The organism is Geodermatophilus amargosae (assembly GCF_041028265.1).
Taxonomy (GTDB): Bacteria; Actinomycetota; Actinomycetes; order Mycobacteriales; family Geodermatophilaceae; genus Geodermatophilus; species Geodermatophilus amargosae_A.
In genome coordinates this window covers 1-14,070 of the sequence record NZ_JABGCW010000021.1, presented here as the reverse complement: position 1 = coordinate 14,070, position 14,070 = coordinate 1, and the positions used below count along the sequence as shown (strand labels likewise).

The window sequence follows — 14,070 nt, the reverse complement described above, 5'->3', positions numbered from 1 at the left end:
GCGCCGATGGCGGGCCCGGTCACCCGGCCCGGGCGAAGAGCTCCAGCGCGATGCCGTCGGGGTCGCGGAACTCCAGGATGGCACCGGCGCCGATGTCCTTCACGCCGCCGTGCGCGATGCCCCGCTCGTCGAGCATCGCGGCCGCGGCGTCGAGGTCGGCGCGGGAGTCGACGGCGAAGCTGACGTGGTCGAGGCCCGTGCGGTCCTCGTCGAAGGAGTCCGCGCTCACCGGCCGCAGCCCGAGCAGTTGGTCGCCGAGGGCGTAGATGACGCCGCCGTAGAGGAAGGCCAGCTGCTCGCGGGTCGCGTCGTCGGCGTCTGCGGGCACCTCGAAGGCGACGGGCAGCCCGAAGACGTCGTCGTAGAAGGCGCGGGACCGGTCGATGTCGGTGACGGTCAGCCGGACGTGGGCGAAGGAGCGCGTGGGGATGGGCACGGCGCGAGCATGCGGCGGGATCCGCGGTCCCGCCCGGCGGACGAGTGCCGTCCCGGGAGTGCGGTGCGGCACACTGCCGGGCATGCGCCACTCGCTCTACGAGGTCGAGCACGAGGACCTCCGCCAGACCGTCCGCACGTGGCTGGAGAAGAACGTCGCCCCGTTCCACGGCCAGTGGGAGCGCGACGGCGTCGTCCCGCGCGAGGTGTGGCTCTCCGGCGGCGAGCAGGGCCTGCTCGGCTTCGACGTCGACGAGCGCTTCGGCGGCGGCGGGGTCCGCGACTTCCGCTACAACGCCGTCCTCGACGAGGAGGTCACCCGGGTCGGCGCCAGCGGCCTGGGCTTCGGCCTGCACAACGACGTCGTCGCCCCCTACCTGCGGGACCTGTGCACCGAGGAGCAGGCGGCGCGCTGGCTGCCCGGCTTCTGCCGCGGCGAGTTGATCACGGCCATCGCCATGACCGAGCCCGGCACCGGCAGCGACCTGCAGTCGATCCGCACCACCGCGCGCCGTGACGGCGACTCGTGGGTGCTGAACGGCGCCAAGACGTTCATCACCAACGGCATCAACGCCGACCTGGTGATCGTGGTCGCCCGCACCGACCCGGGCGCCCCCGGCTCGCGCGGCACCAGCCTGCTCGTCGTCGAGCGGGGCATGCCCGGCTTCACCCGCGGCCGCAACCTCGACAAGGTGGGCCTCAAGGCGCAGGACACCGCCGAGCTGTTCTTCGACGAGGTCAGGGTGCCGGCGGAGAACCTGCTCGGCACGGAGAACCGCGGCTTCGCCCACCTGATGGAGAACCTGCCGCAGGAGCGGCTGTCGATCGCGGTGGGCGCGGTGGCCGCCTGCGAGACGGTGCTCGCCCAGACCCGCGAGTACGTCACCGGCCGCACCGCCTTCGGCCGGCCGGTGGGCAGCTTCCAGAACAGCCGGTTCGTCCTCGCCGAGCTGCACACCGAGACGACGATCGCGCGGACCTTCGTCGACGAGTGCGTGCGCCAGCTCGGCACCGGCGAGCTCACCGCCGTCGACGCGGCGATGGCCAAGTACTGGACGAGCGAGCTGCAGAACAAGGTCGCCGACCGGTGCCTGCAGCTGCACGGCGGCTACGGCTACATGGACGAGTACCCGGTGTCGAAGGCCTGGCGCGACGCCCGCGTGCAGTCGATCTACGGCGGCACCAACGAGATCATGCGCGAGATCATCGGCCGCTCCATGGGCCTGTGAGCCGGCCGTGACGACCGGGCCCGGGACCACCGGTGTCGTCCTCGACGTCGAGCGGGTCCAGCGGCGGACGGTCGGCGTCCTGTCCGGTGCCGTCGCCCTCGGCGGGCTGGGTGTCACCGTCGGGATCACCGTCGGCGGGCTGCTGGCGCGCGACGTCGCCGGCACCGACGCCGCGGCGGGGCTGGGGCAGACGGCGGGCGTGCTGGGCGCCGCGGTCCTCGCCGTCCCGCTCGCGCGGCTGTCGGAACGCGGCGGGCGGCGGGTCGGGCTGGCCGCCGGGTACGCCGTCGCGGTCGGCGGCGCCGTGCTCACCGTCGTCGCGGCGGCGCTGTCGTCGCTGCCGCTGCTGCTGGCCGGGCTGTTCGCCTTCGGCGCCGCCACCGCCTGCAGCCTGCAGGCGCGCTACGCCGCCGCGGACCTCGCCGTTCCGGAGCGGCGCGGCCGGGCGCTGTCCCTGGTGGTCTGGGCGACGACGGTCGGCTCGGTGGTCGGACCCAACCTCGCCGAGCCCGGCGCCCACCTGGGCCGCGCGCTGGGGCTGCCCGCGCTCGCCGGCGGGTTCGTCCTCTCGGCCGCGGTGCTCGCCGTCGTCGCGGTCGGGCTGCGGCTCGCGCTGCGCCCGGACCCGCTGCTGCTGGCCCGGCGGCTGCGCGACGGCGCCGGCCCGGCACCGGTGCGCCCGCGGCGGGCCACCCGGGACGCGCTGGCCGCGGTGTGGGCCGACCGCGGCGGTCGCCTCGGCGTCGTCGCCGTCGTGGTCTCCCACGCGGTGATGGTCGGCGTGATGGTGATGACCCCGGTGCACATGGGGCACGCCGGGGGGCACGACGACGGGACGACGCTGCGGCTGGTCGGGCTGGTCATCAGCGTGCACGTCGCCGGGATGTACCTGTTCAGCCCGCTGGTCGGATGGCTCGCCGACCGCGCGGGCCGGCGCGCGACGGTCGCCGCGGGCGGCCTGCTGCTCCTGGCCGCCGCGGGCATCGCGGGCACCGCCCCGCCCGAGGCCGCCGGGCGGCTGGGCGTCGGCCTGCTGCTGCTCGGGCTCGGCTGGTCGTGCGGGCTGATCGCGGGCTCGACGCTGGTCACCGAGTCGGTGCCGGCGGAGGTGCGGCCCGCCGCGCAGGGCGGCACCGACCTGCTGATGGGGCTGGGTGCCGCCGTCGCCGGCGCCGTCGGCGGGCCGCTGCTGGCCCTCGGCGGCTTCGGCCTGGTGGCCGGCGTGTCGGCGGTGCTGGTGGTCCCGCTGGCGCTGGTGTGGGTCCGGCGCTGACCGTCGGCTCGGTGGCCCGCTCGCTCAGTGGCCGCGCATGTTGCGCCACAGCACCACGAGCGTGACCAGCATGCACAGCGCGATGCCGATCTCGAGGACGACGTCCCAGGTCGCCGAGCCCGTGCTGGGGAACACGACACGAGCCTAGCCGTCCTGATACCGTGAAGTAACTTCACGGTGTAGGAGGTTCACGATGACGGACCCCAGGATCGCCGCGCTGGACCGGGTCCTCGAGGTCACCGTCCTGCTCGGCCGGGACATGACGACGTCGCTCACGGCCGCCGGGCTCACCGTCGCGCGCACGACGCTGCTGTGGCGGCTGCGCGCCGCCGGCCCGAGCACGCAGCGGGCCCTCGCCGACGCGCTCGGGGTCAGCGCCCGCAACGTCACCGGGCTGGTCGACGGGCTGGCCGGGGCCGGCCTGGTCACCCGGGAGCCGCACCCGACCGACCGGCGGGCCACCCTGGTCACGTTGACCGCCTCCGCCGAGGGGCTGCTGGCCGAGATGGCGGCCGGGCAGGCAGGGCTCGCCGAGCAGCTCTTCGGCGGGCTGTCGCCCGAGCGACTCGACGGGCTGGTGTCCGCGCTCGACGAGGTCCTCGAGCGGCTGCGGGCGCTGGTCCCGGGCGGAGCGGCGTCGTGACCGTGGCCGGGCTGCTCCGCAAGGCGGTCGCCTTCGAGGTCGGGATGTGGCGCAGCCTGTGGCGCTGGGTGCGGCGCCGCCCGGACGTGCCGGCCGGCGCCGACGCCTTCCCGTACGCCTCGGCGGTCACGCCGGTGCTGTGGACCTTCGTCGTGCTGTCGGCGATCGAGATCCCGCTGGTCGACTGGCTCCTGCCGTGGCAGTCGGCGCGCGTCGCACTGCTCGTGGTGGGGGTCTACGGCCTGGTGTGGATGATCGGCCTGCTCGCGTCGATGAGGGTGTACCCGCACAGCGTCGGTGACGACGGCCTGCGGGTGCGCTCGGGGTCCTCCATCGACGTCCCGGTCCCGTGGGCGGAGATCGCCGCGGTGCGGGTCCGGCGGCGCAGCGTCGAGGGGTCGCGCACGGTCGTCGTCGAGGAGGAGGGCGGGCGGCGCGCGGTGTCGGTGACGGTGCTGGCGTCGACGCAGGTCGACGTCGAGCTGCGGACGCCGCTGGTGCTGCCGCTCGCGCGGACCCACGGGCAGCCCGTGACCGAGCTGCGGCTGGCCGCCGACGACCCTGCGGCCCTGGTCCGCCGGCTGCGCGCCGGGCTCGCCGGGCACGCCGCCCGGACCGATGGGGCCGCACGCGCCGACGGGGACGCGCGCTAGCGTCGGGGACGTGCGCCTGCAGGAGTTCTGGTCCCGGTTGGAGGCCCAGTTCGGGTCGATGCGGGCGCACAGCGTGGCGCGCGACCACGTGTTCGCCGTCCTCGGCGGCCGCTCCGCCGTCGAGGCGATCGACGCGGGCGTGCCGGTGCGCCGGGTGTGGCTGGCGATCTGCGAGGAGTACGAGGTGCCCCCGAAGGACCGCTGAGCCGCCCGTCGTCGGGCGTGACGGCGTGTCGCTCGACTCGAACACGTGTTCGCCCTACAGTGGCAGCCGGTCCACAGGGAGGTCGTCCCTCCACAGGTCGAGTCGGTCACCGGAAAGTGTCAGACCCCCGGCCTAGCGTCGCCTCCGACACCGCATCGACTCCACGACACGCGACTTCCCGAAGGTGAGCTCCATGGCAACGCTCGACCGCGACAAGGCCCTCGACATGGCCCTCGCCCAGATCGACAAGCAGTTCGGCAAGGGTTCCGTCATGCGCCTGGGCGACTCGCCCGAGGTCGCCATGAGGGTCATCCCGACCGGCTCGATCGCCCTCGACATCGCCCTGGGAGTCGGCGGCCTGCCGCGGGGCCGCGTCGTCGAGATCTACGGCCCGGAGGCCTCGGGCAAGACCACGGTCGCCCTGCACGCGGTCGCCAACGCCCAGGCGGCCGGCGGCATCGTCGCGTTCATCGACGCCGAGCACGCGCTCGACCCGGAGTACGCCCGGGCCATCGGCGTCGACACCGACGCGCTCCTGGTCAGCCAGCCCGACACCGGTGAGCAGGCGCTCGAGATCGCCGACATGCTGATCCGATCCGGCGCGCTCGACCTCATCGTCGTCGACTCCGTGGCCGCTCTCGTGCCCCGCGCCGAGATCGAGGGCGAGATGGGCGACAGCCACGTCGGCCTGCAGGCCCGGCTGATGAGCCAGGCCCTGCGCAAGATCACCGGTGCGCTCAGCAACTCGGGCACGACCTGCATCTTCATCAACCAGCTGCGGGAGAAGGTCGGCGTCGTCTACGGCTCGCCGGAGGTCACCACCGGTGGCCGCGCGCTGAAGTTCTACGCCTCGGTCCGGATCGACATCCGCCGCATCGAGACCCTGAAGCAGGGCACCGACGCCGTCGGCAGCCGGGTCCGCGTCAAGATCGTCAAGAACAAGGTCGCCGCGCCGTTCAAGCAGGCGGAGCTCGACCTCATCTGGGGTACCGGCTTCAGCCGCGAGGGCGGCCTGATCGACATCGGCGTGGAGCAGGGCTTCGTCCGCAAGTCCGGTGCCTGGTACACGTACGAGGGCGACCAGCTCGGCCAGGGCAAGGAGAACGCCCGCAACTTCCTGCGGGACAACCCCGACCTCGCCGACGAGATCGAGAAGAAGATCAAGGAGAAGCTCGGCATCGGCCCGCAGGTCGACGCGCCTGCCGCCGACCCGGCCGACTTCTGAGCGACGTCGTGACCGGCTGGTCCGGCTCGAGCTCCGAGTGGGCCCACCCCGAGCAGTCCGACCGACTCCCCGGCCGGCGTGGTCGCGGTCCCCGGGACCGCGCCGGCCGCTCCCGGCGGCGGGCCGGGCCGTCCCCTGACCCGGACGGTCCGCCCGCCGCCGACCCCGACGCCGCACCCGGTGTGGGCGGTCCCCGCGCCGCCGCTGCCGAGGACCCGGGTGATCCGGAGTCGGTGGCCCGGGCGATCTGCCTGCGGGCGCTGACCGGTGCGGCGAAGACGCGTCAGCAGCTGGCCGACCTGCTCGAGCGGCGCGGGGTCCCCGAGGACGCCGCAGCCGCCGTCCTCGACCGGTTCGGCGAGGTCGGCCTCATCGACGACGCCGCCTTCGCCCGGGCCTGGGTCACGTCCCGGCAGGCCGGCCGGGGCCTGGCCCGCCGGGCGCTGCGGGCGGAACTGCGCGCCAAGGGCGTCGACGGCGAGGACGCCGAGCAGGCGCTCGCCCAGGTCGACGACGAGGACGAACGGGCCTCCGCCCGGCACCTGGTCGAGCGGCGCTTCCGGGCGCTGCACCGGGTGGACCGGGCCACCGCCACCCGCCGCCTGATCGGGATGCTGGCCCGCAAGGGCTACAACGGCGGCCTGGCCGCCGCGGTGGTCCGCGAGGTCCTCGACGAGGCGGCCTCGGGCGACCCGGACCCCGACCTCGCCGGCGAGCCCGGCTGGGACGCCGAGGACGGCTGAGCGCACCCGCCGCCCGTCGTTTGCGCTGTGCGCGGACAACACGCGGAGCAGGCACCCGGGCGGCCCTAGCGTCCCGGCATGAGCGTTCCGCAGATCGTCCCGGGCCTGTACCTGCTGGAGCTCGGCATCAGCAACGCCTACCTCTGGCGTGACGACTCCGGCGTCACCCTGGTCGACACCGGCCTGCCGGGCAGTGCTCCGATGATCGCCGAGGCCCTGACCGGTCTCGGCCTGCGACGCGAGGACGTGCGTCGCGTCGTGCTGACCCACTTCCACGACGACCACTGCGGTTCGGCGGCCGCGGTGCACGCCTGGAACGGCGCGCCGGTGGTCGTGGGGGCGGCGGACGCGCCGGTGGTGCGCCGGGACCGGCCGGGTCCGGAGCCGGTGATCACACCCGCGGAGGAGGAGCTCTTCACCCGTGCCTCGGCGGACGTGTCGCCGGCACCCGCCTGCCGGCCGGTGCAGCCGGCCGGGGACGGGGACGTGCTCGACGGGGGAGCGGTGGTGCTCGGCGTCCCGGGCCACACGCCGGGCAGCATCGCCGTCCACCTGCCCGAGGCGGGCGTCCTGCTGACCGGCGACACGGTCGCGGAGTCCGGCGGCGACCTGATCCTGGGCCCGTTCAACACCGACCGGGCGCAGGCCTGGACCTCGCTGCAGCGGTTGGCCGCGCTGGAGGCCGACGTGGTCTGTCCCGGCCACGGCCGGCCGCTCGCCGGGGGTGCGGCCGCCGCGCTGCGCGCGGCCACCGATCCCTTCGGCTGAACCGGCCGGTCAGCCGGCGACCGGGACCGCTGTCATGACCTCGGTGGGCAGGCCGGCCGCCGTCGTCCCGCGCGCCGCAGGAGGTGCGCCGCCGGCCACCAGGAGGGGCATCGCCTGGGTCGGCAGGCTCGTCCCCGGAGTCGATGCGGGAGCCGGTGCCGGTGCCGGAGTCGGTGCCGGTGCCGGTGCCGTCCACGCGGTCAGGTCCACGGCGACGCCGTCGGGCGCCTCGTCGTCGGCGACCAGGCCGGCGCTCCCGCCCTCGGGCCGGGCGGCCAGCCACTGCTGGATCTGCTGCTCGAAGGTGCGGTCGGGCAGCACGGCCGGCCGGCTGACCGGGCCGAGGAAGGTCAGGTCCCGCTCGCCGCCGTCGGCGCTCCGCAGGACGATCCGGCAGCGCGCCCGGCGGTGCCGCGCCGGCGGCACGGCCTCGCGGACGACGGCGGACCCGGCACCGGCGGCGATCGCGAACTGGGGTGCGGCCGCGCGCAGGCGGTTCACGAACTCCTGGGCGGCGTCGACCTGACCGTCGGGCAGGCGCACCACGGAGGGCAGCGGCGGCACGACGGGGCGGAGAGCGGTGTCCACGACGGTCCTCTCGGCAGCCGGCCCGCCCGCCATGACCGCCCGCCGGGGTGCGCGCGGGCGGCGGTACGGGCGGGACGCGCCGTGACCGTCCCGTGTCCGTGCGGTCGTGGGCGGCGGGGTCAGACCTTGGTGACCATCCCGCCGCCGCCACCCATCTGCACGTCGGCCGGCAGCTCGACGTCGTCGACCGCGGCCGCCTTGGCGCTGCGCTGGGTGCGCCGCTCGACGACCCGCGCCAGCCACGACAGGAGCACGTTCACCACGATGTAGATGACGCCGGCCGCCACGTAGAGCTGGAAGGTGTAGATCGGCCCGAACTGGAAGTTGAGCGTCTCGACCAGGCTGCGCGCGGTCCGCAGCAGCTCGGGGTAGGCGACGATGAAGCCCAGCGAGCTGTCCTTGAGCAGCACCACGAGCTGGGCCACCAGCACCGGCAGCATCCGGCGCACCGCCTGCGGCACGAGCACCAGCGCCATGACCTGCGACTTGCGCATGCCGAGGGCGTAGGCCGCCTCCCGCTGACCGCGGTCAACCGACAGGATCCCGGCGCGGAAGATCTCGCTGAGGACGGCCATGTTGTAGAGCGTCAGCCCGAGCGCCAGGGCGAAGAAGGCGCTGGTCGGGATGCCGATGACCGGCAGGAACAGCAGGCAGAAGAGGATCAGCACCAGCAGCGGGACGGCGCGGAAGAACTCCACGACCACCGTCACCGGGATCCGCACCCAGAGGTGGTCCGACAGCCGGCCGACCGCCAGCAGGGCGCCGAGGACCGTGGCCGCGACCATCCCGACCGCCGCCACCTTGAGGGTGTCCACCAGGGCCGACAGCAGCCGCTGCGGCACGTTGGTGCGGGTGTCGAAGAGGATCGCCCACCGCGAGCCCTCGAGCTGGCCGTTGGTGCCCAGCCGCCACAGTGCCAGCGCGATCAGGCCGGCGACGACCAGCAGTCCGATGACGGAGCCGATCCGCTGGCGGCGCCGGGCCCGCGGGCCGGGGAGGTCGAACAGGACGCTCGAGGCGCTCATCGGACGATCGCCACCCGTCGCTCCAGCAGCCGGAACAGCGCCGCCGAGGGTAGCGTGATGACCAGGTAGCCGACCACGATGGCGGCGAAGACCAGCGCGAGCTCGTCGGCGTTGGCGTTGGACAGCCGGGTGAGGGCCGCGGTGAGGTCGCTGACGGCGAAGCCGGCGGCGATCGAGGTGTTCTTGGCCAGCGCGATCCACACGTTGCCCAGCGGCGGCACGACCGTCCGGAAGGCCTGCGGCAGGACCACCTGGCGCAGCGTCTGGCGGAAGTCCAGGCCCAGGGCACGGGCGGCCTCCGCCTGGCCGGGCGGGACCGCGTTGATGCCCGAGCGCAGCGCCTCGGCGACGAACGCGGCGGTGTAGAGCGACAGCGCGCTCACCGCGGCGATGAACCGGCTCGGGAAGGACAGGTCGATCTGGACGATGCCGAAGACCAGGAAGAAGAAGACCACCGTCAGCGGGGTGTTGCGGAACACCTCGACGTAGAAGGTGGCCAGGCCGCGCAGCGGGGCGACGGGGCTGACCCGCATCGCCACGAGCACGGTGCCCAGGACCAGGGAGAGCAGGCCCGAGAGGAGGGCCAGGCTCAGCGTGGTCAGGAAGGCGTCCCGCAGGACGGGCCAGTTCTCGGCCAGGAACGACATGGTCCTCCGTCCGGCGTCGCCGGGTCTGCGTCGTCAGAGGGCCGTGCGGGGGCCGGAGACGGCCCCCGCACGGTCCGGGCGGTCAGTAGCGGTCGACCGTCGGCGGCTCGGGCGCCGGCTCACCGGTGATCGCACCGGCGGTGCGGTCCCAGGCGTCGGCCCACGAGCCGTTCTCGAACGACTCCTCGAGGACGTCGTTGATGAAGTTGCGGAACTCGGTGTCGCCGAGCTGCAGGCCGATGCCGTAGGGCTCCTCGGTGAACGGGTTGCCCACCAGCTCGAAGGCGCCCTCGCTGCCGGCGACCAGGCCGGTGAGGATGACGTTGTCCGTCGTCACCGCCTGGACGTTGCCGTTGCGCAGGTCGTCGGCGCACTTGGAGTAGACGTCGTAGGTGGTCAGCTGGGCCTCCGGGTAGTTGTCCCGGATGTTCTGCGCCGGCGTGGAGCCCTCGACCGAGCAGGCGGTCTTGCCGGCCAGGTCCTCGGGGCCCTCGATGCCCTCGGGGTTGCCCGCCGCGACCATGATGTCCTGCCCGGCCTCGTAGTACGGCCCGGCGAAGTCGACGACCTGCTTGCGGGCGTCGTTGATCGTGTAGGTCGCGACGACGATGTCGACGCGGTCCTGCTGGATGAACGGCTCGCGGTTGGCCGAGACCGTCTCGGTGAACTCGATCTGGTCCTCCGACAGGCCCAGCTCCGCGGCGATGATCTTGGCGATCTCGACGTCGAAGCCCTCGGGCGTGCCCTCGGTGTTGGCCAGGCCGAAGCCGGGCTGGTCGATCTTCGTGCCGACGCGGAGCGTGCCCGCCTCGGCGATCTCGGCCATGGTCGAGCCCTCGGGGAACTCGACGTCCTCGGCGACGGTGGGGGCGCTGGCCGACTCCTCCGCGGCCTGCTCGCCCGCCTCGCTGGAGCAGGCGGCCAGGGTCAGGCCGAGGGCGGCGAAGGCCGCGATCCTGCGGGTGGTGCGCATGGGTGTGTCCTCCCGTGGGTGGGTCAGTGGTTGAGGATCTTGGACAGGAAGTCGCGCGCCCGGTCCGAGCGCGGGGCGGTGAAGAAGGTCTCCGGGTCGGCGGCCTCGACGATCCGGCCGCCGTCCATGAACACCACCCGGTTGGCCGCCCGGCGGGCGAAGCCCATCTCGTGGGTGACGACGATCATCGTCATGCCGTCGCGCGCGAGGGAGATCATCACGTCGAGGACCTCGTTGATCATCTCGGGGTCGAGGGCCGACGTCGGCTCGTCGAAGAGCATGACCTTGGGGTCCATGGCCAGGGCGCGGGCGATGGCCACGCGCTGCTGCTGACCGCCGGAGAGCTGCGCCGGGTACTTGTCGGCCTGCGCGCTGACGCCGACGCGCTCGAGGAGCTCGCGGGCGCGCTTCTCGGCCTCGGCCTTCGACGTCCGGCGCACCTTCGTCGGGCCGAGCGTGACGTTCTCGAGGATCGTCTTGTGCGCGAAGAGGTTGAAGCTCTGGAAGACCATCCCGACGTCGCTGCGCAGCCGGGCGAGCTGCTTGCCCTCCTCGGGCAGCCGCTGGCCGTCGATCGAGATCTCGCCCTTCTCGATGGACTCGAGCCGGTTGATGGTGCGGCAGAGCGTCGACTTGCCCGACCCGGACGGGCCGATGACCACGACCACCTCGCCGCGGTCGATCGAGAGGTCGATGTCCTGCAGCACGTGCAGGTCGCCGAACCACTTGTTGACGCCGGTCAGCTGGACGAGAGGTCCTCCGGTCTGCTGGCTGGTCACCCGTTGGACCCTAGGGCCGCGCGGGGACGACGACGTCCCGACGGCATCACGAACCAGTAACGAACCCGGTCACGCCACGTGACCGGCACCGCTCACCGCGGGTGACCGGGGCCGCGCCGTACCCTCGTCAGCGCCATGGGAACCGAGGTCGCCAGCCCGCAGCGCACCTACCGCGTGCGCACCTACGGGTGCCAGATGAACGTCCACGACTCCGAGCGCCTGTCCGGGCTGCTCGAGGCCGCCGGCTACGCCGCCGCTCCCGAGGGGGAGGACGCCGACGTCGTCGTCCTCAACACCTGCGCGGTGCGGGAGAACGCCGACAACCGCCTCTACGGCAACCTCGGCCACCTGCGCCCGGTGAAGGACGCGCACCCGGGCATGCAGATCGCCGTCGGCGGGTGCCTGGCGCAGAAGGACCGCGGCGAGATCGTGACGCGGGCGCCGTGGGTCGACGTCGTCTTCGGCACGCACAACGTCGGCTCGCTGCCGGCGTTGCTGGAGCGGGCGCGGCACAACGCCGAGGCGCAGGTGGAGATCGCCGAGGCGCTCGAGGTGTTCCCGTCGACGCTGCCGGCGAAGCGGGACTCGGCCTACGCCGGCTGGGTGTCGATCAGCGTCGGGTGCAACAACACGTGCACGTTCTGCATCGTCCCGGCGCTGCGCGGCAAGGAGAAGGACCGCCGGCCCGGCGAGATCCTGGCCGAGGTGCAGGCGCTGGTCGACCAGGGCGTGCTCGAGGTGACCCTGCTCGGCCAGAACGTCAACGCCTACGGCGTGGAGTTCCGCGACCGCGGCGCCTTCGCCGACCTGCTGCGCGCCACCGGCCGGATCGACGGCCTGGAGCGGATCCGCTTCACCAGCCCGCACCCGCGCGAGTTCACCGACGACGTCATCGAGGCGATGGCGCAGACGCCGGCGGTCTGCCACCAGCTGCACATGCCGCTGCAGAGCGGGTCCGACGACGTGCTGCGGCGGATGCGCCGCGGCTACCGGCAGGACCGCTACCTCGGGATCATCGACCGGGTCCGCGCCGCGATGCCCGACGCCGCGATCACCACCGACGTCATCGTGGGCTTCCCCGGCGAGACCGAGGCCGACTTCCGGCAGACCCTCGAGGTGGTGCGGCAGGCACGCTTCGCCAGCGCCTTCACCTTCCAGTACTCCAAGCGCCCCGGGACGCCGGCCGCAGAGATGGACGGCCAGCTGCCCAAGGAGGTCGTCCAGGAGCGCTACCTGCGGCTGACCGCGCTGCAGGAGGAGATCAGCTGGGCGGAGAACCGCGCGCAGGTCGGTCGCACGGTCGAGCTGCTCGCCGCGGCGGGGGAGGGCAGCAAGGACGCCCGCACCGGCCGGATGAGCGGCCGCGCCCGCGACGGCCGGCTGGTGCACTTCGCCGGGGGCGCGGGCGTGCGGCCCGGCGACGTCGTCGAGACCGTCGTCACGGCGGCCGCGCCGCACCACCTGGTCGCCGACGGCCCGCTGCTGTCGCACCGGCGCACCCGGGCCGGCGACGCGCACGAGGCCGGCACCCGCCCGACCACGCCCGGCGTCCTCCTCGGCATGCCCCGCATCGGCGCCCCGGTCTGACCGAGGCATCGGAGGCGATACGCACGTCCTGAGCGCCGGGACGTGCGTATCGCTTCCTATGCCGTGTGCGGCCTCACCTGCGGGAGGCGGTCTTCTCGGCCTCGGCGAGCCACTCGCGACGGGTCTGGAGGTTCGCCCGTGCCTCCTCGATCCGGCGGGCGTCGCCGGCCGCCTCGGCCTTGGCCAGCTGCTCCTCGGCCTTGGTGACCGCGGCCCGCATCGAGGTGACCATCGGGTTCTCCGGCGCGGTGCGCACCCGGCCGGCGTCGGAGGCGCCGCGGACCTTCTGCTCGACGGCCTGCATGCGGTCCTCGAGCGAGCGCATCGCCCCGCGCGGCACGTGGCCGATGGCGTCGTAGCGCTCCTGGATCCGGCGCAGCGCGGCCTGGGCGCTGCGCAGGTCGGTCGAGGGGTCGAGCTTCTCCGCCTCGGCCAGCAGCTCCTCCTTGGCCTGCTGGTTGGCCAGCTGCTCGGAGTTGCGCACCTTGTCCGACTCGGCGCGGGCGCTGAAGAACACGTCCTGCGCGGCGCGGAACTGCTTCCACAGGTCGTCGTCGCCGTCGCGGCCGGTGCGCGGCACCGCCTTCCAGCGGTCCATGAGCGAGCGCATCGCGGCGCTGGTGGGACCCCAGTCGGTCGACGCCGCCAGGCGCTGCGCCTCGGCGATGAGCTCCTGCTTGGCCGCGCGCGCCTCGCCGCGCTGGGCGTCGAGGGCGGCGAAGTGCGCACCGCGGCGGCGGCCGAAGGCGTCGCGGGCGGCGGCGAAGCGCGTCCACAGCGCCTCGTCGGTCTTGCGGTCGATCCCGCGGATGGTCTTCCACTCCTCGACGATCGCCTTGAGCCGGTCGCCGGAGGCCTTCCACGACGTCGACTCCGCGGCGATCTGCTCGGCCTCGGCGGCCAGCGCCTCCTTGCGGGCGACCTGCGCGGCCCGGGCGGCGGCCTTCTCCGCACGTGACTCGGCGGCCGCGGAGTCGGCCGTGCCGACCATCGCGCGGGCACGGGCGGCCAGGCCGTCGAGGTCGCCGACGGCGGTGGCGGTCGGGATGGAGTCGGCCAGCGCCTGCGCCTTGGCCTTGAGCTCGTTGGGGTTGCCGGTGTGCGCCTTGAGCCGTGCCTCGAGCAGCGAGACCTCGGTGGCCAGGTCGTCGTAGCGGCGGGCGAAGTGCGCCAGGCCCGCGGCGGGCTCACCGGCCTGCCAGGAGCCGACCGCGCGCTCGCCGTCGGCGGTGCGCACGTAGACCGTGCCGTCCTCGTCGACCCGCCCCCACCGCGCGGGGTCCGACGACACCCCGGC

16 protein-coding genes are annotated in these 14,070 nt (G+C 74.0%); 9 read left to right on the top strand and 7 right to left on the bottom strand.

What is annotated here, in order from left to right; translation table 11 throughout:
* Positions 1-19 precede the first annotated feature (19 nt).
* Positions 20-436 (bottom strand): VOC family protein, encoded by a 417-nt coding sequence (locus HLV61_RS21455; protein ID WP_369259163.1) that lies wholly within the window; start codon positions 434-436, stop codon positions 20-22.
* An 82-nt stretch (positions 437-518) separates the two neighbouring features.
* On the opposite strand from HLV61_RS21455, the gene HLV61_RS21450 reads away from it, so the two are divergent.
* The 8 genes from HLV61_RS21450 (at position 519) to HLV61_RS21415 (ending at position 7,174) form a co-directional block, all read left to right on the top strand.
* Positions 519-1,664: an acyl-CoA dehydrogenase family protein gene (locus HLV61_RS21450; protein ID WP_369259161.1), complete on the top strand. Its 1,146-nt coding sequence runs from the start codon at positions 519-521 to the stop codon at positions 1,662-1,664.
* A 7-nt stretch (positions 1,665-1,671) separates the two neighbouring features.
* Positions 1,672-2,937, top strand: coding sequence for an MFS transporter (locus HLV61_RS21445; RefSeq protein ID WP_369259159.1), 1,266 nt, complete (start codon positions 1,672-1,674; stop codon positions 2,935-2,937).
* 193 nt (positions 2,938-3,130) lie between these two features.
* Positions 3,131-3,580, top strand: coding sequence for a MarR family winged helix-turn-helix transcriptional regulator (locus HLV61_RS21440; protein ID WP_369259157.1), 450 nt, complete (start codon positions 3,131-3,133; stop codon positions 3,578-3,580).
* Positions 3,577-4,233, top strand: coding sequence for a hypothetical protein (locus HLV61_RS21435; RefSeq protein ID WP_369259155.1), 657 nt, complete (start codon positions 3,577-3,579; stop codon positions 4,231-4,233). Before HLV61_RS21440 ends, HLV61_RS21435 begins: the two co-directional genes overlap by 4 nt.
* A 10-nt stretch (positions 4,234-4,243) precedes the next feature.
* Complete coding sequence (locus HLV61_RS21430; RefSeq protein ID WP_369259153.1) at positions 4,244-4,438, top strand: DUF3046 domain-containing protein; 195 nt, start codon at positions 4,244-4,246, stop codon at positions 4,436-4,438.
* Positions 4,439-4,631: 193 nt separating this feature from the next.
* The gene (gene recA, locus HLV61_RS21425) at positions 4,632-5,663 is read left to right on the top strand and encodes a recombinase RecA (RefSeq protein ID WP_369259152.1); all 1,032 of its coding nucleotides are present in this window, start codon (positions 4,632-4,634) and stop codon (positions 5,661-5,663) included.
* Positions 5,664-5,845: 182 nt separating this feature from the next.
* On the top strand, positions 5,846-6,406 hold the full coding sequence (locus HLV61_RS21420; protein ID WP_369259150.1) for a regulatory protein RecX: 561 nt from the start codon (positions 5,846-5,848) through the stop codon (positions 6,404-6,406).
* Positions 6,407-6,484: 78 nt separating this feature from the next.
* Positions 6,485-7,174 (top strand): MBL fold metallo-hydrolase, encoded by a 690-nt coding sequence (locus HLV61_RS21415; RefSeq protein ID WP_369259149.1) that lies wholly within the window; start codon positions 6,485-6,487, stop codon positions 7,172-7,174.
* A gap of 9 nt (positions 7,175-7,183) precedes the next feature.
* On the opposite strand, the gene HLV61_RS21410 is transcribed toward HLV61_RS21415, so the two are convergent.
* The 5 genes from HLV61_RS21410 to HLV61_RS21390 all read right to left on the bottom strand — a co-directional run bounded on the left by HLV61_RS21410 (position 7,184) and on the right by HLV61_RS21390 (position 11,186).
* Entirely contained in the window at positions 7,184-7,762 is a 579-nt protein-coding gene (locus HLV61_RS21410; protein ID WP_369259147.1) for a hypothetical protein, read from the bottom strand.
* Between the two features lie 119 nt (positions 7,763-7,881).
* Entirely contained in the window at positions 7,882-8,787 is a 906-nt protein-coding gene (locus tag HLV61_RS21405; RefSeq protein WP_369259145.1) for an amino acid ABC transporter permease, read from the bottom strand.
* Positions 8,784-9,434, bottom strand: a complete 651-nt coding sequence (locus tag HLV61_RS21400) for an amino acid ABC transporter permease (RefSeq protein ID WP_369259143.1) — start codon at positions 9,432-9,434, stop codon at positions 8,784-8,786. The genes HLV61_RS21405 and HLV61_RS21400 overlap by 4 nt, the downstream gene beginning before the upstream one ends.
* 82 nt (positions 9,435-9,516) lie before the next feature.
* On the bottom strand, positions 9,517-10,407 hold the full coding sequence (locus HLV61_RS21395) for a glutamate ABC transporter substrate-binding protein (protein ID WP_369259141.1): 891 nt from the start codon (positions 10,405-10,407) through the stop codon (positions 9,517-9,519).
* A 23-nt stretch (positions 10,408-10,430) separates the two neighbouring features.
* A complete protein-coding gene (locus tag HLV61_RS21390; RefSeq protein WP_369259139.1) occupies positions 10,431-11,186 on the bottom strand; it encodes an amino acid ABC transporter ATP-binding protein in 756 nt (251 codons plus the stop codon).
* 135 nt (positions 11,187-11,321) lie between these two features.
* Between HLV61_RS21390 and miaB the strand changes: the two genes are divergently transcribed.
* Positions 11,322-12,773 (top strand): tRNA (N6-isopentenyl adenosine(37)-C2)-methylthiotransferase MiaB, encoded by a 1,452-nt coding sequence (gene miaB / locus HLV61_RS21385; RefSeq protein ID WP_369259137.1) that lies wholly within the window; start codon positions 11,322-11,324, stop codon positions 12,771-12,773.
* A 73-nt stretch (positions 12,774-12,846) separates the two neighbouring features.
* On the opposite strand, the gene HLV61_RS21380 is transcribed toward miaB, so the two are convergent.
* On the bottom strand, positions 12,847-14,070 hold a 1,224-nt coding region (locus HLV61_RS21380; protein WP_369259135.1), incomplete at its 5' end, for a DUF349 domain-containing protein.

Coding starts and splice junctions, on each gene's coding strand:
- HLV61_RS21450 (WP_369259161.1), top strand. CDS start 519: ATGCGCCACTCGCTCTACGAGGTCGAGCACGAGGACCTCCGCCAGACC.
- HLV61_RS21440 (WP_369259157.1), top strand. CDS start 3,131: ATGACGGACCCCAGGATCGCCGCGCTGGACCGGGTCCTCGAGGTCACC.
- recA (WP_369259152.1), top strand. CDS start 4,632: ATGGCAACGCTCGACCGCGACAAGGCCCTCGACATGGCCCTCGCCCAG.
- HLV61_RS21415 (WP_369259149.1), top strand. CDS start 6,485: ATGAGCGTTCCGCAGATCGTCCCGGGCCTGTACCTGCTGGAGCTCGGC.
- HLV61_RS21405 (WP_369259145.1), bottom strand. CDS start 8,787: ATGAGCGCCTCGAGCGTCCTGTTCGACCTCCCCGGCCCGCGGGCCCGG.
- HLV61_RS21400 (WP_369259143.1), bottom strand. CDS start 9,434: ATGTCGTTCCTGGCCGAGAACTGGCCCGTCCTGCGGGACGCCTTCCTG.
- HLV61_RS21395 (WP_369259141.1), bottom strand. CDS start 10,407: ATGCGCACCACCCGCAGGATCGCGGCCTTCGCCGCCCTCGGCCTGACC.
- miaB (WP_369259137.1), top strand. CDS start 11,322: ATGGGAACCGAGGTCGCCAGCCCGCAGCGCACCTACCGCGTGCGCACC.